The 18,253-nt window shown below is 63.6% G+C and carries 14 protein-coding genes and 1 tRNA gene; 8 read left to right on the plus strand and 7 right to left on the minus strand.

The window, feature by feature from the left end:
* Positions 1-26: 26 nt before the first annotated feature.
* The 4 genes from Cocul_RS09510 to Cocul_RS09525 all read right to left on the minus strand — a co-directional run bounded on the left by Cocul_RS09510 (position 27) and on the right by Cocul_RS09525 (position 1,589).
* On the minus strand, positions 27-335 hold the full coding sequence (locus tag Cocul_RS09510) for a hypothetical protein (RefSeq protein ID WP_055123029.1): 309 nt from the start codon (positions 333-335) through the stop codon (positions 27-29).
* A gap of 25 nt (positions 336-360) precedes the next feature.
* Entirely contained in the window at positions 361-669 is a 309-nt protein-coding gene (locus Cocul_RS09515; protein WP_245622193.1) for a hypothetical protein, read from the minus strand.
* Between the two features lie 465 nt (positions 670-1,134).
* Entirely contained in the window at positions 1,135-1,329 is a 195-nt protein-coding gene (locus Cocul_RS09520) for a hypothetical protein (RefSeq protein ID WP_055123031.1), read from the minus strand.
* Positions 1,330-1,515: 186 nt separating this feature from the next.
* Positions 1,516-1,589, minus strand: a tRNA-Leu gene (locus Cocul_RS09525).
* Between the two features lie 93 nt (positions 1,590-1,682).
* On the opposite strand from Cocul_RS09525, the gene polA reads away from it, so the two are divergent.
* From polA to Cocul_RS09560, 7 genes are all read left to right on the plus strand, one after another.
* Positions 1,683-4,253 (plus strand): DNA polymerase I, encoded by a 2,571-nt coding sequence (polA, locus tag Cocul_RS09530; RefSeq protein WP_055123098.1) that lies wholly within the window; start codon positions 1,683-1,685, stop codon positions 4,251-4,253.
* A 196-nt stretch (positions 4,254-4,449) separates the two neighbouring features.
* Entirely contained in the window at positions 4,450-5,901 is a 1,452-nt protein-coding gene (gene rpsA, locus Cocul_RS09535) for a 30S ribosomal protein S1 (RefSeq protein ID WP_055123032.1), read from the plus strand.
* 135 nt (positions 5,902-6,036) lie between these two features.
* Positions 6,037-8,070 (plus strand): glucose PTS transporter subunit IIA, encoded by a 2,034-nt coding sequence (locus Cocul_RS09540; protein WP_055123033.1) that lies wholly within the window; start codon positions 6,037-6,039, stop codon positions 8,068-8,070.
* 3 nt (positions 8,071-8,073) lie between these two features.
* Positions 8,074-8,670 (plus strand): dephospho-CoA kinase, encoded by a 597-nt coding sequence (gene coaE / locus Cocul_RS09545; protein WP_055123034.1) that lies wholly within the window; start codon positions 8,074-8,076, stop codon positions 8,668-8,670.
* A 17-nt stretch (positions 8,671-8,687) separates the two neighbouring features.
* A complete protein-coding gene (gene uvrB, locus Cocul_RS09550; protein ID WP_055123035.1) occupies positions 8,688-10,772 on the plus strand; it encodes an excinuclease ABC subunit UvrB in 2,085 nt (694 codons plus the stop codon).
* 33 nt (positions 10,773-10,805) lie between these two features.
* The gene (locus Cocul_RS09555; protein ID WP_055123036.1) at positions 10,806-11,255 is read left to right on the plus strand and encodes a universal stress protein; all 450 of its coding nucleotides are present in this window, start codon (positions 10,806-10,808) and stop codon (positions 11,253-11,255) included.
* A gap of 38 nt (positions 11,256-11,293) precedes the next feature.
* Complete coding sequence (locus Cocul_RS09560) at positions 11,294-11,737, plus strand: universal stress protein (protein ID WP_055123037.1); 444 nt, start codon at positions 11,294-11,296, stop codon at positions 11,735-11,737.
* Here Cocul_RS09560 and Cocul_RS09565 read toward each other — a convergent pair.
* The 3 genes from Cocul_RS09565 to Cocul_RS09575 form a co-directional block, all read right to left on the minus strand.
* Entirely contained in the window at positions 11,734-13,842 is a 2,109-nt protein-coding gene (locus Cocul_RS09565) for a HelD family protein (RefSeq protein ID WP_082422279.1), read from the minus strand. The two genes, Cocul_RS09560 and Cocul_RS09565, sit on opposite strands and share 4 nt — an antisense overlap.
* 106 nt (positions 13,843-13,948) lie before the next feature.
* Positions 13,949-14,641: a DoxX family protein gene (locus Cocul_RS09570; protein ID WP_055123039.1), complete on the minus strand. Its 693-nt coding sequence runs from the start codon at positions 14,639-14,641 to the stop codon at positions 13,949-13,951.
* Between the two features lie 61 nt (positions 14,642-14,702).
* Positions 14,703-15,302, minus strand: a complete 600-nt coding sequence (locus tag Cocul_RS09575; RefSeq protein WP_055123040.1) for an MBL fold metallo-hydrolase — start codon at positions 15,300-15,302, stop codon at positions 14,703-14,705.
* Between the two features lie 92 nt (positions 15,303-15,394).
* On the opposite strand from Cocul_RS09575, the gene uvrA reads away from it, so the two are divergent.
* Positions 15,395-18,241: an excinuclease ABC subunit UvrA gene (gene uvrA, locus Cocul_RS09580; protein ID WP_055123099.1), complete on the plus strand. Its 2,847-nt coding sequence runs from the start codon at positions 15,395-15,397 to the stop codon at positions 18,239-18,241.
* Positions 18,242-18,253: the final 12 nt, after the last annotated feature.

Consider the following 18,253-nt stretch of genomic DNA (forward strand, 5'->3'; position numbering starts at 1 on the left):
TGGGGGCCATACTCTTCTGTCTCGACTTAGAGAGCCGAAAGTAGCGGCATGGCGGGGATTCCTACACCACTGAAGAACAAGGCGATTTGGGTTATCGACTTAACTACGTCGAAAGAAACCTTGGATTGCTCAGTGGAGAGTTCTTCTTTCCGCTTGACTAGCTCTTCTTTTTGCTCTGGAGTGACATCCAGTTCGTTGTATTCTCTGGTGTCGACTGGGAGGGTGGAGCCCTCGTTGGGTGTGCTGGAACCTTCTGCCGAGTAGGCAGGGGTGATCATGCTGGAGGTGATGATTACTGCTGCGGTGGCAGCGGTAAGGAAGCGTTTTGCATGCATATTAGTTCCTGTTCAGTGTTTGTTTTTAGAGCGTGAGAGTTAGGGGGATGCCAACACCGGTGAAGAAGAGGACGGCCTTCAGGATGGTCTTGATGGAATCGATGGAGAGCTTGGCTTGCTCAGTGGAGAGTTCTTGCTTTCGAAGGTCGAATTGTGCCTGTTCGAAATCGGAAGGGGTCTGTGCGGTCGGAGTTTCAGTGTTTTCGGCGTAGACAGGTTGCTGGTCGGTGGCCGGACGGTCGTGGCCGACGATGGTGTCCTCAGCGTGGGCGGGAGCGATCATCGTAGAGGTGAGTGCTACTGCTGTGCTTGCGGTAGCGATGAAACGCTTCATGCGCATGGAGATCTCCTGGGAGTGATATGGCGGATAGGTGATAGGGCAATAGTAGAAGCTTGGAACACATCGGTCAAGGGGAGGGCGGGTATAAGGTTTTTGCTGCATAGTGCGTGGTCAGCCCTGCATGAGTGACGAAATAATCTGACTACAATTTGACGACATGCGCGACAGCTTTTCGCCGTATTCGTCACACGGCCCAGAAACAATAAAACCCCAGTCCGCGGGGCATTTTCCCTGCTAGAAACTGGGGTTACGAAAATTGCCCTCGACAGGAGTCGAAACTATCGACAAAAGCCAAATCTTCGTCGCGGGGGTATCCCGCGTGTGCGGGGAATGGGTCTGCTCAGTAGCGTTACTTCGGCTCACCCCTGCTAACGCAGGGCACTATCCTGGTGAATCAGCCGGGGAGCCGAACAGTGGGCTCAGCCCTGTTGGTGCGGGGAATTACGGGAGGGTATCTCCCTAGTGGTGAGTATAGCCAGAATCCACGACCTCGACGATTACGTCACCGACCTCACACCCCACGACTAGGGCGGCAAGCACGGCGAGGCCGTCACTATCGAGCGCGCGGGGTAGGCGGGCAATCAGCGCGGCGGTCAGATCAGCGGGCGTGCCCACGGCCTGCCAGCGGCCATCATCAGCGTCAATCAAGATCATGCCTATTTGGACTAGGCGGGCTGGCCTGGCTGTTCCCGGGGTGCAATTCCACGACAATTCCACGACATGCGCGACAGTTTTTCGCCGTATTTGACCGTGTTTCGCCGTATTCGTCACGAAGGGTAGATATGAAGAAACCCCAGGCTGCGGGGTGTTTTCCCTGCTAGAACCTGGGGTTACGAAAAGTGCCCCCGGTGAGACTCGAACTCACACTGAACGGGTTTTGAATCCGTTGCCTCTGCCAATTGGGCTACGGGGGCGCTTGCCCGAATTATCTTAGACCACCGCGCCCGCGCGAAGGAAATCGCATGCCGCCCCACCCGTCCCACATCCGCGCCTCTACACTCGTGGGCATGTCCTCACGCCTGTTGCTTATCGACGGCCATTCGATGGCCTTCCGCGCCTTTTATGCTCTCCCGGTGGAGAAGTTCTCCACGGCGGGCGGCCAGCACACCAACGCCGTGTACGGCTTTTTGTCCATGCTGGCCAACCTGGTCAAGGAGGAGCAGCCCACGCACCTGGGCGTGGCCTTTGATGTGGGCCGTTCCACCTTCCGCACGGAGATGTTCCCGGAGTACAAGGCGCAGCGTGAGTCCGCCCCGGAGGCGTTTAGGGGTCAGGTGGCCTTGATTCAAAAGGTGCTCGATACCCTGGGGATTGTCACCATGACCCAGGAGAATTACGAGGCCGATGACATCATCGCCACTCTGGTCACCTCGGCCCCGGAGGACTTTGATACCCGCGTTGTTACGGGAGATCGGGATTATTATCAGCTGGTCACGGAATCCGTGACGGTGCTGTATCCGCGCAAGGGCGTTTCCGAGTTGGATCGTTTTACGCCTCGGGCCATTGAGGAGAAATACGGCCTTACCCCGGAGCAGTACCCCGATTTTGCGGCCTTGCGCGGTGACCCTTCCGATAATCTTCCCAATATCCCAGGGGTGGGGGAGAAGACGGCGCAGAAGTGGATACGTGAGTACGGCACCCTGGCTAATCTGCTGGAACACGCGGAGGAGATCAAGGGCAAGGCCGGTAATAATTTCCGGGAGCGCCTGGATCAGGTGCGCATGAACCGGGAATTAACGCAGATGGTGCGCGATGTTTCCCTGGACGTGACGGTGGAGCAGTTGGAACTGCGGCCGGTAGACGTGGCCAAGACTGCGGAGATCTTCGATGAGTTAGAGTTTGGTGCGCAGTTGCGCGGCCGGGTTTTAGGTGCCTTGCCCACGGTCGGTGGCGAGCCGGTGCCGCAGGACGATACCCCACAGGTCACCCTGGTGGCGTCGGGAGTGGAATGGCTGCGGGGGCGCTCCGGGGTGGCCCTGGCCTTTGACGGCGAGGAGAAACTGGCCTGCGTGAGCTCGGAGTACGAGGCGGTGGCTCTGGATCTTGCGGATTTATCCCCGGCGCAGGAGGGGGAATTGGCGGATTGGCTGGGTTCTGATGCGGCGAAGTATGTGCATGGGGCCAAGGAGATGGCGCGCCAGTTGCATGAGCGTGGTTTCCGGCTGCGCGGGGTAGCGCATGACACTCTGCTTGCGGCCTATCTGCTACGGCCCGGTCAGCGCACCTATGCCCTCGATGAGGTGTATCAGCGCCACGCCAAGCGCAGTTTAGAGGCGGGGCCGGTGAATGCCGCCCTGGCGGTGCTGGAATTATCGGCGCTGCTCGCGGAGGAATTGCAGGATATTCAGGCCTATGAGTTGTATGAGGACTTAGAGATTCCGCTCACCGGCATTTTGGAGCGTATGGAACGCGCGGGCGTGGCGGTGGATACGTCCACGCTCAATGAGCAACTCGCGGACTTTGTGGAACAGGTCGATCAGGAGGTGGCCGCCGCGCGGGAATTGGCCGACGATCCCGAGCTAAATCTCTCCAGCCCCAAGCAGTTGCAGGTGGTGCTCTTTGATACTCTGAGCCTGCCTAAAACCAAGAAAACCAAGACGGGTTATTCCACCGCAGCCAAGGAGATCGAGCAACTCGCCGTTAATCACCCGCACCCCTTCCTGGATCACCTGCTGGCGCACCGCGAATATCAAAAGCTCAAGACCACCCTGGAGGGCCTGATTAAGGCGGTGGGGCCGGATGGGCGGATTCACACCACCTTTAATCAGACGGTGGCCTCTACCGGTAGGCTCAGTTCCACCGGTCCGAACCTGCAAAATATCCCGGTGCGCACGGACGCGGGGTGCAAGATCCGCTCCGCGTTCCGGGTGGGTGAGGGCTATGAAACGCTGCTTACGGCGGATTACTCCCAGATTGAAATGCGCGTGATGGCGCATCTGTCCCAGGACCCCGGCCTCATCGAGGCCTATAGCAAGGGGGAGGATCTGCACAATTACGTGGGTGCCAAGGTCTTTGATGTGCCTATCGACGGCGTGACGCCGGAACTGCGCCGCCGGGTCAAGGCGATGTCCTATGGCCTGGTCTACGGGCTCTCCGCTTATGGTCTCTCCCAGCAGTTGGGGATTCCGGCGGGGGAGGCCAAGCGAATCATGGAGGCGTACTTCGAGCGCTTTGGCGGAGTGAAGCGCTACCTTGACGAGGTGGTAGAGCAGGCGCGTCGTGATGGTTATACCTCCACGCTGTTTGGGCGGCGTCGATACCTGCCGGAGTTGTCCTCCACCAACCGGGTGGCGCGGGAGAACGCCGAGCGCGCGGCGCTGAATGCGCCGATTCAGGGCACGGCTGCGGATATTATCAAGGTGGCCATGATTCGGGTGGATCGCGCTTTGATGCAGGCGGGGGTGGCCTCGCGGGTGCTGCTACAGGTGCATGATGAACTGGTGGTGGAGGTGGCTCCTGGGGAACTCGATCAGGTGCGCGAGATCGTGGAGCGAGAGATGGGTCAGGCCATCAACCTGCGGGTTCCGCTGGAGGTATCCGTGGGGGTGGGTCGGAACTGGGAGGAGGCGGCGCACTAGCGGTATTTGATTGTTCTGTGCTATGGCGGTATGCTGAGGAAAGCATGTCTAAGTTCTGGTATATGTTCGCCGCGATAGGCGGGCGGGGCTATGCCGGATACGGGATTAAAAGACCAGGCTCGGCCTGCATCTTTTAAGAGACATGTGCACCTGTCCGCTTTCTAGTTCCTATCTTACCTTCGGAGCACAAGAACATATGCCCAACACCAACGTCCCTCAGGTAGCCATCAACGACATTGGCTCCGCTGAGGATTTCCTCGCTGCGGTTGATCAGACCATCAAGTACTTCAACGATGGTGACATCGTTGAGGGCACCGTGGTGAAGGTGGATCACGATGAGGTTCTGCTTGACATCGGATACAAGACCGAGGGCGTGATCCCCTCGCGCGAGCTGTCCATCAAGCACGATGTTGATCCCGATGAGGTCGTGCAGATCGGCGATGAGATCGACGCCCTGGTCCTCACCAAGGAGGACAAGGAAGGCCGCCTGATCCTGTCCAAGAAGCGCGCCCAGTACGAGCGTGCCTGGGGCACCATCGAGCAGCTCAAGGAGAATGACGAGCCGGTTACCGGTACCGTCATCGAGGTCGTCAAGGGCGGCCTTATCCTGGACATCGGGCTGCGCGGCTTCCTCCCGGCCTCCCTGGTGGAGATGCGTCGCGTGCGCGACCTGGAGCCCTACATCGGCAGCGAGATCGAGGCCAAGATCATCGAGCTGGACAAGCACCGCAACAACGTGGTGCTGTCCCGCCGCGCTTGGTTGGAGCAGACCCAGTCCGAGGTGCGCTCCGAGTTCCTGCACCAGCTCCAGAAGGGGCAGGTGCGCAAGGGCGTGGTGTCCTCCATCGTCAACTTCGGTGCCTTCGTGGATCTTGGTGGCGTAGACGGCCTGGTGCACGTGTCCGAGCTGTCCTGGAAGCACATCGATCACCCCTCCGAGGTGGTCACGGTGGGCGACGAGGTCACCGTCGAGGTTCTGGACGTGGATCTGGATCGCGAGCGCGTGTCCCTCTCCCTCAAGGCCACCCAGGAAGATCCGTGGCGCGTGTTCGCCCGCACCCACGCCGTGGGCCAGATCGTCCCCGGCAAGGTCACCAAGCTGGTGCCCTTCGGTGCGTTCGTCCGCGTGGACGAGGGGATCGAGGGTCTGGTGCACATCTCCGAGCTGGCCCAGCGCCACGTGGATGTGCCCGATCAGGTGGTCAACGTGGGCGAGGAGGCGATGGTCAAGGTCATCGACATCGACCTGGAGCGTCGTCGCATCTCCCTCTCGCTCAAGCAGGCAGACGAGGACTTCACCGAGGACTTCGATCCCTCCAAGTACGGCATGGCCGACTCCTACGACGAGCAGGGTAACTACATCTTCCCCGAGGGCTTCGATCCGGAGACCAACGAGTGGCTTGAGGGTTACGACGAGCAACGTCAGGCCTGGGAGGCTCGTTACGCCGAGTCCGAGCGCCGCTTCCAGCTGCACTCCGCGCAGATCGAGCGTCACCGTGCCGCCGCCGCTGAGGCCGCCGAGAAGGATGCCACCAACTACTCCTCCGAGTCCCAGGATGCGGCTCCGGCATCTCAGGACACCGAGGCCGGTTCCCTGGCTTCCGATGAGCAGCTCGCCGCCCTGCGCGAGAAGCTCGCTGGTAACTAACGCATAGTTAGCCCGTTACCGCCCGACCCCGCGAATGACCGCCGGGGCGGGCGGTTTTCGGTTCTTTTCACGGGATCATCGGAAGTTCTATGATGTGGTCATACTTGTGTCGTTTTGTGGAAAGGTGACCACCTTATGTCCTCCAACACGGCGACGACGTCCCAGCACATCATCACGGAAATCGGTGGTGCCGCTAACGTCTCGTCTCTCACGCATTGCGCCACGCGCCTGCGCTTTCAGCTACACGATCAAAGCCAGGTGAACGTGGCCGCCCTGGAAAAGGACCCCGCCGTGTTGGGCGTGGTCAAACAGGGGAACACCGGCCTTCAGGTCATCATGGGCGGTGGCGTGGCGGATTATTACGCGGAGATCATGCGCGATCCCGCGATGGCTGCCGGGGGAGGCAGCGAGGGAAAGGCATCCACCGCCAAGAACGCCAAGGAATACGGGGGCGTTCGGGGGAAGTACTCCTGGATTGATTATTCCTTCGAGTTCCTCTCGGACACCTTCCGGCCCGTCCTGTGGGCGCTGCTGGGCGCCTCGCTGATTATCACCATGCTGGTGCTCGCGGATAATGCCCTGGGTTGGCAGGACTTCCGCGCTCCCATGAGCGAGCAGCCTCCCACCTACCAGTTCTTGCACGCCATGTGGCGCTCGGTGTTCTACTTCCTGCCGATCATGGTGGGGGCCACCGCGGCGCGGAAGCTGGGCGCTAACGAGTGGGTGGGAGCGGCGATTCCCGCGGCCCTGCTCACCCCGGAGTTCATCGGACTAAAAGACGTGGCCAGGGAGATCCCCACCTCCGTGGAGGGGGCGATGCAGTACCAGGTGGATGTGTTTGGCCTGCCCATGACCATCCAGGATTATGGTGGACAGGTGTTCCCGCCTCTGCTGGCGGCCATCGCGCTGTTCTTCGTGGAAAAGGGGCTCAAAAAGATCATTCCGACGGCCGTGCACATGGTGTTTGTGCCCTTCCTTTCCCTGCTGATTCTCATTCCCGCCACGGCTTTCATCATGGGGCCGGTGGGAATTGGTTTGGGCAACGCGATCGCCCAGGGGCTCTTCTGGCTTAATGATCTCTCGCCCTTCATCCTGGCGGTGGTCATTCCGCTCCTGTACCCCTTCCTGGTTCCACTGGGCCTGCACTGGCCGCTCAACGCCATCATGATCGTCAATATCAATACCCTGGGCTATGACTTCATTCAGGGCCCGATGGGTGCCTGGAACTTTGCGTGCTTTGGCGTGATCACGGGCGTGCTGATTCTCTCGATCAAGGAGCGCAACAAGCCCATGCGGCAGGTTTCCGCCGGTGGCATGTTCGCCGGCCTGCTGGGAGGCATCTCGGAGCCGAGCCTGTACGGCGTGCTGCTGCGCTTCCGCAAGTCTTACTGGCGCCTGCTGCCGGGCTGCCTCGTGGGCGGCATCATCGTGGGCATCTTCGACGTCAAGGCCTATGCCTTTGTGTTCACCTCCCTGCTCACCATCACCGCGATGGATCCCTGGCTGGGGTACACGCTGGGCATCGGCGCGGCCTTTATCACCTCTCTGCTGCTCACCCTGGCCCTGGATTATCGCACCAAGCAGGAGCGCGAGGACATGCGCGCCCAGATCGCCGCGGAACTCGACGCCGCCAATGAGGCGGAGGAACAGCGCATCGCCGCAGCCAGCCCGCGGCCGCAGGGGGCGTCGATAAGCATCGCCGCTCCGCTGGCGGGGCGGGTGGTGCCGCTAAGCGACGTCCCGGATGCCGCCTTTGCCGCCGGCGCGGTGGGGCAGGGCGTGGCGATCGACCCCACCGGGGACACGGTGGTGGCCCCGGCGGAGGCGAAGGTCATGGCGGCCTTCCCCACGGGCCATGCCATTGGCCTGAAGCTCAGCGGCGGCGTGCAGGTGCTGATTCACATCGGCGTGGACACCGTGAACATGGAGGGCAAGGGCTTTGAGCTGCTGGTGGCCAAGGGGGATCAGGTGGCGGCGGGGCAGCCCCTGGTGCGCTTTGATCGCGCCGCCATCGAGGCCGCCGGGTACAGCCCTATCACGCCCGTGTTGGTGACCAATCATAAGAAGTTCGGCGCGGTGGAGGCGGTGCGCGCCTCCGGGAACGTGGAGCCCGGCGCGGAGTTGATCGCGGTGGCGGTCAAGGAAGCAGAGACGACGGGGGCGGTCTAGGCGATGAAAAAGGTGGGACTCACCGGAGGCATAGGCAGCGGGAAATCCACGGTGGCGCAGGCGCTGGCCCGGGCGGGCTACCCCGTGGTGGACGCCGATCAGATCGCGCACGACATCGTAGAGCCCGGCCAGCCTGCCCTGGGGGCGCTGGCGGAGGCCTTCGGGCCGGAGATCATCAATCCTGATGGTTCCCTGCACCGCGCGGCCCTGGCGCAGCGGGCCTTTGCCGCTGCCGAGCAGACGGAATTGCTCAACGGCATCATGCACCCGCGCATCGAGGCCGAGACCGCCCGGCGCTTTGCCGAGGCCGAGCGGGCCGGGGAGTCGGTGGTGATCTATGACATGCCGCTGCTGGTGGACAAGGGCCTGCACCGGGGCATGGATATGACCGTGGTGGTGGACGCGGAACCGGATATCCGGGTGGAGCGCCTGCGTGGGCGAGGCATCGAGGAGGCGGACGCGCGCCGCCGCATGGCCGCGCAGATCAATGACGCCGCGCGCCGCGAGGCCGCCGACGTGCTTCTGGATAATAACGGCACGCTGGAGGAATTAGAGGAGCAGGTGGCGGCCCTGGTGGAGAGGCTATCCGCCCTGAGTTAGCGGGTACCATTGCGGGCATGGCTTTTGCTGCTGAACACCCCGTCTTGTCCCACACAGAGTTTCGCCCCGTGGGCGATATTGAGCGCTCGGATAAGCCCTTTGAGGTGGTTTCCGAGTACGAGCCCGCGGGCGATCAGCCCACCGCGATTAAGGAGCTTGACGAGCGCCTGCGCAAGGGCGAGCGCGATGTGGTGCTCATGGGCGCCACGGGCACGGGCAAGTCCGCCACGGCGGCCTGGCTCATAGAAAAACAGCAGCGCCCCACGCTGGTGATGGCGCCTAATAAGACGCTGGCCGCGCAGTTGGCCAATGAGCTGCGCCAGTTATTGCCCAATAACGCGGTGGAATACTTTGTGAGTTATTACGATTATTACCAGCCGGAGGCGTATATCGCGCAGACGGATACCTATATTGAAAAGGATTCCTCCATTAATGAGGATGTGGAGCGGCTGCGCCACCGCGCCACCTCCTCGCTGCTATCCCGCCGCGACGTGGTGGTGGTCTCCTCCGTGTCCTGCATCTATGGCCTGGGCACGCCGCAATCGTATCTGGATCGCTCCGCGGTGCTCCAGGTGGGGGAGGAGATTGAGCGGGATCGCTTTCTGCGCCTCCTGGTGGATATTCAGTATGACCGCAATGACGTGGCTCTGGCGCGGGGCTCCTTCCGGGTGAAGGGCGATACCGTGGACATCATTCCGGCCTACGAGGAGGTGGCGGTGCGGGTGGAGTTCTTCGGGGACGAGGTGGACTCCCTGTATTACATTCACCCGGTGACGGGGGAGGAGATCCGCAAGGTGGACCAGGTGCGGATCTTCCCCGCCACGCACTACGTGGCGGGCCCGGAGCGCATGGAAAAGGCGGTCTCGGAGATCAAGATCGAGCTTTCCGAGCGCCTGGCGGATCTGGAAAATCGGGGCAAGCTCCTGGAGGCCCAGCGGCTGCGCATGCGCACGGAGTATGACCTGGAGATGATCGAGCAGGTGGGGTTCTGCTCCGGGATTGAGAACTACTCGCGCCACATCGACGGCCGGGAGGCCGGCTCCGCCCCGGCCACGCTCATCGACTACTTCCCGGAGGACTTCCTCACCATCATCGACGAGTCCCACGTGACCGTGCCGCAGATCGGCGGCATGTACGAGGGCGATATGTCGCGCAAGCGCAACCTCGTGGAATTTGGTTTTCGCCTACCCTCGGCGGTGGATAATCGCCCCCTCACCTTCGATGAGTTCGAGGATCGGGTGGGGCAGACGGTCTACCTTTCCGCCACCCCCGGCGACTATGAGATGGCGGCCTCCGGCGGGGAGTTCGTGGAGCAGGTGATTCGCCCCACGGGCCTGGTGGACCCCACCATCGACGTGCGCCCCACCAGGGGGCAGATAGATGACCTCATGGAGGAGATTCGCACCCGCACCCGCAGGGAAGAGCGCGTGCTGGTGACCACCCTGACCAAGAAGATGGCCGAGGATCTCACGGATTACTTCCTGGAAAATGGGATTAGGGTGCGGTATTTGCATTCCGATATTGATACCTTGCAGCGCGTGGAATTGCTGCGCCAATTGCGCCTGGGGGAGTATGACGTCCTGGTGGGCATCAACCTCCTGCGCGAGGGCCTGGATCTGCCGGAGGTCTCCCTGGTGGCGATCCTCGACGCGGATAAGGAGGGCTTCCTGCGTTCGGAGCGCTCGCTGATCCAGACCATCGGCCGCGCCGCCCGTAACGTCTCCGGCGCCGTGATTATGTACGCCGATTCCGTGACCGACTCCATGCAGTACGCCCTCGATGAGACGGAGCGGCGCCGCGCCAAGCAGATTGCGTACAACGAGGAACACGGCATTGACCCGCAGCCGCTGCGCAAGAAGATCGCGGATATCCTGGACCAGGTTTACGAACGCGGGGAGGGCGATGGTGGCTCTGCGGCCACGGTGGAGCGCCCCCGAACCAAGGACATGCCGGCCGATGAGGTGCAAAAACTCATCGACGATCTCACCGCACAGATGGGGGCGGCGGCCCGGGAGCTAAAGTTTGAGTTGGCTGGGCGGCTGCGCGATGAGATCGCGGACCTGAAGAAGGAGCTGCGTGGTATCAAAGAGATGGGAATGTAACCCTCGGCAAAGCAAGGATGTGAGTGAAGCAGCATGGTTAGTTACACCACCGTGGCGGCGGGCACGGACGGCTCGGAAACCGCCCTCGTGGCCGTGCGCAAGGCGGCCAGCCTGGCTCGAGTGTACGAGGCAAAGCTCGTGCTCATCTGCGCGTACTACGAGGCCTCCGGCTCGGTGCTGAACTCGCCGGGCTCCGAGGCAACCTCGGTGCCCGTGGTCAGCGAGCAGCGCGCGGATGAGTATTTAGAGGAGGCGCGCGCCGTGGCCCAGGACGAGGGGGCGCGTGACATCGAGGTGTTCAAGACCTCCGGTGCGCCCATCGTGGCCCTCACGCAGGCCGCCAAGGAGAAGGAGGCGGATCTGTTGGTGCTGGGGAATAAGGGCATGCACAGCCTGTCCGGGAGGATCTTCGGCAATATCCCCACGGGCGTGGCGCGGAAGTCCCCGGTGGATGTGATGATCGTCAACACCGAGCAGGCGTAAGCTAGACCCCGAGTGACATCGAACGTGAGGGAAGGTTCATGAGCGAGAATTACCAGAAGATCGTGGTGGGTACGGATGGCTCCAAGTCCTCCATGCTGGCCGTGGAGCGCGCCGCCAAGATCGCGGCGGCCTTTGATGCCACGCTGATTATCGGCTGTGCCTATTACGAGAACAAGGAAGAGGCCTCGCAGACGCTGCGCCAGGATTCCGTGACCATTCTGGGCGATGACCCCGCGCAGAAGAACCTGGACGCCGCAGCCGCGTACGCCCGCGAGACCGGGGCGCAGAAGGTGGAGACGGCCATTCGCCGGGGCACCCCGGTGCAGGCGCTCATGGAGATCGTCAACGAGCACCGCGCGGATCTGCTCATCGTGGGCAACCGCGGGATCAATTCGCTGACCGGCCGTCTCCTGGGTTCCGTGCCGGCGGACGTGGCGCGGCAGTCGGACTGCGACGTGATGATCGTGCACACGGTGAACTAAACCGTGGGATCCTCCCCCACGAGGGTGAGCGTCTGGGTGGCCCTGGTGATGGCCACGTAGAGGTTCTGCCAGCCCTGGGGGGAGGAATCCACGATGGCCTGGGGATTGACCACTACCACGTGGTCATACTCCAGGCCTTTGATCTCTCCTACGTTTTCCGGGGTGATCACCGCCCAGGAGCGGCCGTCGGCGGGTGGCCGGGGAACCTCGGAAACGCGGCGCACCGCCACGCCGGATTCGCGGATCGCCGTGGCCGGGGTGGCCTCGGGGTCGATGCGCCGCAATACCCCGGCGGCCACCTCCGCGATCTCCACGGGGGTGCGGTAATTCACGCTGAGGCTGCGGTGCCGGAAGCGGCCGCCCACGAAGGGCTGGAGGGCTTCCGCCCAGGAATCCACGCCGGCGGGGGAGCCGGTCTGCGCGGTATCGCCCACCAGCGTCATCCACCGCGAGGGGCAGCGGCGAAACACCATGCGCCACTCCATAGGGGTGAGCTCCTGGGCCTCGTCCACGATCACGTGCCCGAAGGCCCATCCGCGATCGGCGGCCGCGCGCTGGGCGGTGGTGCGGGTGTCCCGTTCTTCCTGGCGGGAGGCCAGGGTCTCGGCGTCGATCACGTCGTAGGCGCCCAGGTATTCGGCCTCAAAGATCTCGTCGTTGTCCGTCACGGCGGAGCCCTGGAGGATGTCGAGGGCCTCCTGGGCCTCCTCGATGCGCTGTTGCTGCTCCTCATCGGTGGTTTCCACCGGGGCCCGCCCCAGGCGGTGGGCGAGTTCGTCGAGCAGGGCGGCGTCGGAGGGGGCCCAGCCGGGTTCGGGGCGCAGGAGCGCGGCGCGGGTTTCCTCGTCGTACTCGCGCGCCGCGCGCGCGATGGCCTCGGCGGAGTCGAGAAGCCCGGCCAGCACCCCCTCCGGGGTGAGCACGGGCCACCACTGATCGATGAGGCGGGCCACGCCGGGCTCGTCCGCGAGGTCGTCGTGCAGCTGATCCACGTCCGCGCGGGAGAGTAGGTTGTGCCCGCCCAGGGGATCGCTTCCGATGCGCTGGGCCATCTGCTGGGCGAGTTGTTCGATGAGGTGCTCGCGGAAGATCGCTCGGGCCTCGTTGTGGGGGCGTCGAGAGCGGCGGGCCCGCGTGCGGGCCTTCTTCACCATCGCCGGGGTGGCTTCCAAGGCCAGCGAGTCGATCCGTACCTCCACCGGGGCGTTGGGGAGGCGCTGGTGATCCTTGATGGCCTCGGCGAGGATCACGGTCATTTCCGCCGAGCCCTTGATCTCCTGGGCAAGGGCGTCCTCGGCGCGGGTGGGGATCACGCCGGGATAGAGCTCGCCCACGGTGGAGAGCACCACGCCGGTCTCGCCCAACTCGGGCAGCACGTGGGAAATATAGTCCAGGAAGGCGCGGTTGGGGCCCACGATGAGCACGCCGGTGTGTGCCAGGTAGTCGCCCCAGGTGTAAAGGAGATAGGCCACCCGGTGCAGCGCCACGGCGGTTTTTCCGGTGCCGGGTCCGCCCTCTACCACGAGCACCCCGCGGGTGTCGTCGCGGATGATCTGGTCTTGTTCCCGCTGAATGGTCTCCACGATGTTGCGCATCTTCCCGGTGCGCTCTCGCTGCATGGCGTGAAGCAGGGCGGATTCCCCGGCCACGCCGCCTCGTGTATCGCGGGCCCTCTCGCCGGAGAGCCGCTCATCATCGACGCCGGTGACCTCGCGGCCCGTGGTGCGGATATGCCGACGCAGGTGGACGCCCTCGGGGTGGGCGGTGGTGGCGAGGTAGAAGGGGCGGGCCATGGGGGCGCGCCAGTCCAGAAGCAGGGTGCGGTAGTGATCCGCGCGGTCATCGAGCCCCATGCGGCCGATGTAGCGGCGATCCAGGCCGGGACGAACGGGGTTATCCCCCTCGCCTTCGATGTCGATGCGGCCAAAGACCAGCCCCATCTGAGCCAGGTTGAGGCGGTCTAGCTTGGCGTTCAGGGAATGATACTCGGTCTCGCGCTGAACCAAGGCCTCCGCCTTGGGGTGGGCGGGGTCGATGTTGAGCGCGATGTCCCGCAGGCGTTGGTGGGCCTGCTCCACCTCGGCGTCGAGGCGCGCGAACAGCATGTCCACGTACTGCTGCTCGCGGCGGATCTCCTCGCTTTCGTGCACGCGCGTCCTCCTTGCTCGGTGATGGAACCGTCAAGGGTACACCGAGCGCGAGGCGGGCGGGCTAAAACTCGAAGTTCTTGAGTTTCTTCTGAGCCTTCTTCAGCGCCTTGGCGGCGCGCTTTTGCAGCTTGGTGGCCTGCTTGCTGTTGGCGGCGGCCTCGGCCTTATCCTGAGCCTTGGCGGCGGCCTTGACCGCCTTCTTCTTGGCGGTGGTGGCGTTCTCGCGCGCCGTAGCCAGCCAATCGTCCTTGTTCTCTTCCACGTACTCCCGGAGCGCGGAGCCGCCCTCGTTGGCGGAGGTGGTGGCGGACTTTACGGCCTCGGAGGCGCGGTAGGTCAGGCCGGGCTTGCCGCCGTTATCCAGGCTGGTGATGGTCAGCCCGCCGAGCAGGGCTACGTCGGTGAGGAAGCCCTTGCGGCGCGCGGTCTTTTCCTGGGGATCCTGGGTTTCCCAGAAGGCGTGGCGGCCCACGATGGTGGGCACGGCGAGCAGGGCCAGCGTGGTGGCCGAGAGACGGGGGAACTTACCCAGGGCAAGGAGGGAACCGGCGCCCACCTTGGTTCCGCCCACGGCGCGGGCCACGAGCTCGGGATCCTGGGGAACCTGGCGCGCGTACTTGCGCGGAAGCAGGGAACGGGTGCGGTTGAGCACGGACTCGGTGGCTTCCACGTGCTTAGCGGTGTTCATGAGGGTATCGGCACCATCAGCGATGTACACCGAGGCCAGGGCGGGGCGAGCGAGTTTACGGATCATGGCACGCACTCCTTTATGTGTTTCATATGCGGTAGGTACAAACAGTCAGTCTAGCGCTCTCTTACCAGCGGCGTTCCCACCACACGGCAAGATGCGGGCGTTCCTCGCCCAGGGTGGTGGCCGCTCCGTGGCCGGGGTGGATCATCGCGGTATCCGGGTAGACGTCAAAGACCCTGGTGGTGACGTCCTTGTACAGCCGGGCGAAGTCGCTTTCCGACGTCGTCTTGCCCAGCCCGCCGGGGAAGAGGCTATCGCCCACGAAGAGGTGGGGGATGCCGCCGAACTCGGCGGCCACGGCCGCGCCGCCGGGAGTATGTCCGCGCAGGATAAGAACGGAAAGCTCGTGCCCGGCGTGGGAGATCGCATCGCCGTGATGCAATTCGACGTCCACCGGGCGGGGCAGGGCGGGGGCGTCGAGGAAGGGGGCATAGTGGGTGGCTTCCGTGGCATCGAGGACGTCCCCCAGCGCTCGGGTGTGATCCCTGTGCCGGTGGGTGGTGAGCACCTTGGTGATGCGCACCCCGGCCTCCTCGGCCATGCGGAGCAGAGCCGGGGCGTCGTCGGCGGCGTCGATAAGCAGCCCCTCTTCTCCGGCGGCCAGGAGATAGCAGTTGTTGTCCATGCTGGACACGGAGATGTGGTGCAGGCGCAGTTCGCTCATGGTGCTCAAGGGTAATGGTGCTGGCGCTGATGTGCGTATCGTTGGTATGTTCGAGTGTTGTTACTGCAATGGTGGAAGGGATGGAACACGCTGTGGCTGATCGCCTGGTGGTACGGGGTGCGCGCGAACACAATCTCAAGGGCGTGGACGTGGATCTGCCCAGGGACGCGATGGTGGTGTTCACCGGGCTTTCCGGCTCGGGGAAGTCCTCCCTGGCCTTTGACACGATCTTTGCGGAAGGACAGCGCAGGTACATCGAGTCCCTGTCTAGTTACGCCCGCATGTTCCTGGGGCAGATGGATAAGCCGGACGTGGACTTCATCGAGGGGCTTTCCCCGGCGGTATCCATCGACCAAAAGTCCACCAACCGCAACCCGCGCTCCACGGTGGGTACCATCACGGAAATCTATGATTACCTGCGCCTGCTTTTCTCCCGGGCGGGGACGGCTCACTGCCCCACTTGCGACGGCCCCATTCAGCGCCAGACCCCGCAGCAGATCGTGGATCAGATCCTGGCGTTGGAGGAGGGGCTGAAGTTCCAGGTTCTGGCCCCGGTGGTGCGGCGGCGCAAGGGGGAGTTCGTGGACCTCTTCGAGGACATCGCCGCCCAGGGTTATTCCCGGGTGCGGGTGGACGGCCAGGTGTATCCGCTGAGCGATCCGCCCAAGCTGAAAAAGCAGATCAAGCACGACATCGACGTGGTGGTGGATCGGTTGCAGGTCAAGGCCTCGCAGAAGCAGCGCCTCACGGAATCCGTGGAAACCGCCCTGGGGCTGGCCGAGGGCGTGGTGGCGATGGAGTTTGTGGGCCTGCCGGAGGATGATCCGCAGCGGGTGCGCAGGTTCTCGGAAAAACTCGCCTGCCCCAACGGCCACGCCCTGCACGTGGAGGAACTAGAACCCCGCGCCTTTTCCTTCAACAGCCCCTTTGGCGCCTGCCCCGAGTGCGACGGCCTGGGCACCACCATCGAGATCGACGAGGATCTGTTGATCCCCGATCCCGAGGCCCCCGTAGATCAGGCGGTGCAGCCCTGGCACACCAGCCCCAACCACAAGTACTTTGAAAAACTCGTGGCGGGACTGGCCGGGGCTATGGGCTTTCACCCCAAGGATCCCTATTCCGCCCTCACCAAGGAGCAGCGCACGGCGCTCGTCCACGGCACCGAGACCGAGGTGACGGTGCGGTACAAGAACCGCTACGGCCGCGTGCGGCAGTGGACGGCCCCCTTCGAGGGGGTAATGGGTTACCTCAAGCGCAAGATGGATCAGGCGGAGACGGATCACCAGAAGGAGCGCCTCCTGGCCTACACGAGGGAGATCGCCTGCCCGGCGTGCAAGGGTACCCGCCTGCGCCCGGAGATTCTGGCGGTGCGGCTGGCCGCGCAGTCCGGGGAACTCTCCATCGCGGGGCTGACCGAGCTGAGCATCGAGGAGGCCTTTCAGTTCCTGGATACTCTGGTGCTGGGCAAGCGCGAGGAGATGATCGCCGGTGCCGTGCTCAAGGAGATCCAGGCTCGGCTGCGCTTCCTGCTGGACGTGGGCCTGAATTACCTCACGCTCAACCGCTCCGCGGGTACGCTCTCCGGCGGCGAGGCGCAGCGCATTCGCCTGGCCACCCAGATCGGCTCCGGGCTGGCCGGGGTGCTCTACGTGCTCGACGAGCCCTCCATCGGCCTGCACCAGCGCGATAACCAGCGGCTGATCGGCACCCTGGAGAGGCTGCGCGACCTGGGCAACACCCTGATCGTGGTGGAACATGACGAGGATACGATCCGCGCGGCGGATTGGCTGGTGGACGTGGGCCCACGCGCCGGAGAATACGGCGGCGAGGTGGTTTACCAGGGCACGCCCGAGGGAGTTCTGGACTCGAAGGAATCCCTCACCGGGGCGTACCTCTCCGGCCGCCGCGTGATCGGGGTGCCCGAACAGCGCCGCGCCATTGACCGCTCCCGGATGCTCAAGGTGGTGGGCGCACGGGAGAACAACCTCAAGGGGATCACCGTGGAGATCCCCCTGGGGGTACTGGCCTGCGTGACGGGGGTATCGGGCTCGGGCAAGTCCACCCTGGTCAATCAGATTCTGGCCAAGGTGCTGGCCAACGAGCTCAACCGCGCCCGCCAGGTGCCGGGCCGGGCGCGGCGGGTGGAGGGCCTAGAGCACTTGGACAAGCTGGTGCAGGTGGATCAGTCACCCATCGGGCGCACCCCGCGCTCCAACCCGGCCACCTATACCGGGGTGTTTGATAAGATCCGCACGCTCTTTGCGGAGACCCCCGAGGCCAAGGTGCGCGGCTATAAGGCGGGGCGCTTCTCCTTTAATATCAAGGGCGGACGCTGCGAGGCGTGCCAGGGTGACGGCACGATCAAGATCGAGATGAACTTCCTGCCCGATGTGTACGTGCCCTGCGAGACCTGTGGCGGCGCGCGGTATAACCGCGAGACCCTGGAGGTCACCTACAAGGGCAAGAATATCGCGGAGGTTCTGGACATGCCGATCTCCGAGGCCGCGGTGTTCTTTGAATCCATCAGTTCCATTCACCGCTACCTCAACACCCTGGTGGAGGTGGGGCTGGGTTACGTCCGTCTGGGGCAGTCCGCCACCACGCTCTCCGGCGGCGAGGCTCAGCGCGTGAAGTTGGCCAGCGAGCTGCAAAAACGCTCCAACGGGCGCACCGTGTACATCCTGGACGAGCCCACCACGGGCCTGCACTTCGAGGACATCCGCAAACTTCTGCTGGTGATCCAGGGCCTGGTGGACAAGGGCAACTCCGTGATCGTGATTGAGCACAACCTGGACGTGATTAAGTCCGCGGACTGGATCGTGGACATGGGGCCAGAAGGCGGCGATGGTGGTGGCCGCGTGGTGGCGCAGGGCACCCCGGAGCAGGTGGCCCAGGTGGAAGGCACGCACACTGGGCATTTCCTCAAGGCGCTGCTCTGAGGATAGTATGGG

This window comes from Corynebacterium oculi (assembly GCF_001412105.1).
Classification (GTDB): Bacteria; Actinomycetota; Actinomycetes; order Mycobacteriales; family Mycobacteriaceae; genus Corynebacterium; species Corynebacterium oculi.

Excerpts from the sequence above, each read along its gene's own strand:
- Cocul_RS09510 (WP_055123029.1), bottom strand. The coding sequence starts at position 335 with ATGCATGCAAAACGCTTCCTTACCGCTGCCACCGCAGCAGTAATCATC.
- Cocul_RS09515 (WP_245622193.1), bottom strand. The coding sequence starts at position 669 with ATGAAGCGTTTCATCGCTACCGCAAGCACAGCAGTAGCACTCACCTCT.
- Cocul_RS09520 (WP_055123031.1), bottom strand. The coding sequence starts at position 1,329 with ATGATCTTGATTGACGCTGATGATGGCCGCTGGCAGGCCGTGGGCACG.
- polA (WP_055123098.1), top strand. The coding sequence starts at position 1,683 with ATGTCCTCACGCCTGTTGCTTATCGACGGCCATTCGATGGCCTTCCGC.
- rpsA (WP_055123032.1), top strand. The coding sequence starts at position 4,450 with ATGCCCAACACCAACGTCCCTCAGGTAGCCATCAACGACATTGGCTCC.
- Cocul_RS09540 (WP_055123033.1), top strand. The coding sequence starts at position 6,037 with ATGTCCTCCAACACGGCGACGACGTCCCAGCACATCATCACGGAAATC.
- coaE (WP_055123034.1), top strand. The coding sequence starts at position 8,074 with ATGAAAAAGGTGGGACTCACCGGAGGCATAGGCAGCGGGAAATCCACG.
- uvrB (WP_055123035.1), top strand. The coding sequence starts at position 8,688 with ATGGCTTTTGCTGCTGAACACCCCGTCTTGTCCCACACAGAGTTTCGC.
- Cocul_RS09555 (WP_055123036.1), top strand. The coding sequence starts at position 10,806 with ATGGTTAGTTACACCACCGTGGCGGCGGGCACGGACGGCTCGGAAACC.
- Cocul_RS09560 (WP_055123037.1), top strand. The coding sequence starts at position 11,294 with ATGAGCGAGAATTACCAGAAGATCGTGGTGGGTACGGATGGCTCCAAG.
- Cocul_RS09565 (WP_082422279.1), bottom strand. The coding sequence starts at position 13,842 with ATGCTGTTCGCGCGCCTCGACGCCGAGGTGGAGCAGGCCCACCAACGC.
- Cocul_RS09570 (WP_055123039.1), bottom strand. The coding sequence starts at position 14,641 with ATGATCCGTAAACTCGCTCGCCCCGCCCTGGCCTCGGTGTACATCGCT.
- Cocul_RS09575 (WP_055123040.1), bottom strand. The coding sequence starts at position 15,302 with ATGAGCGAACTGCGCCTGCACCACATCTCCGTGTCCAGCATGGACAAC.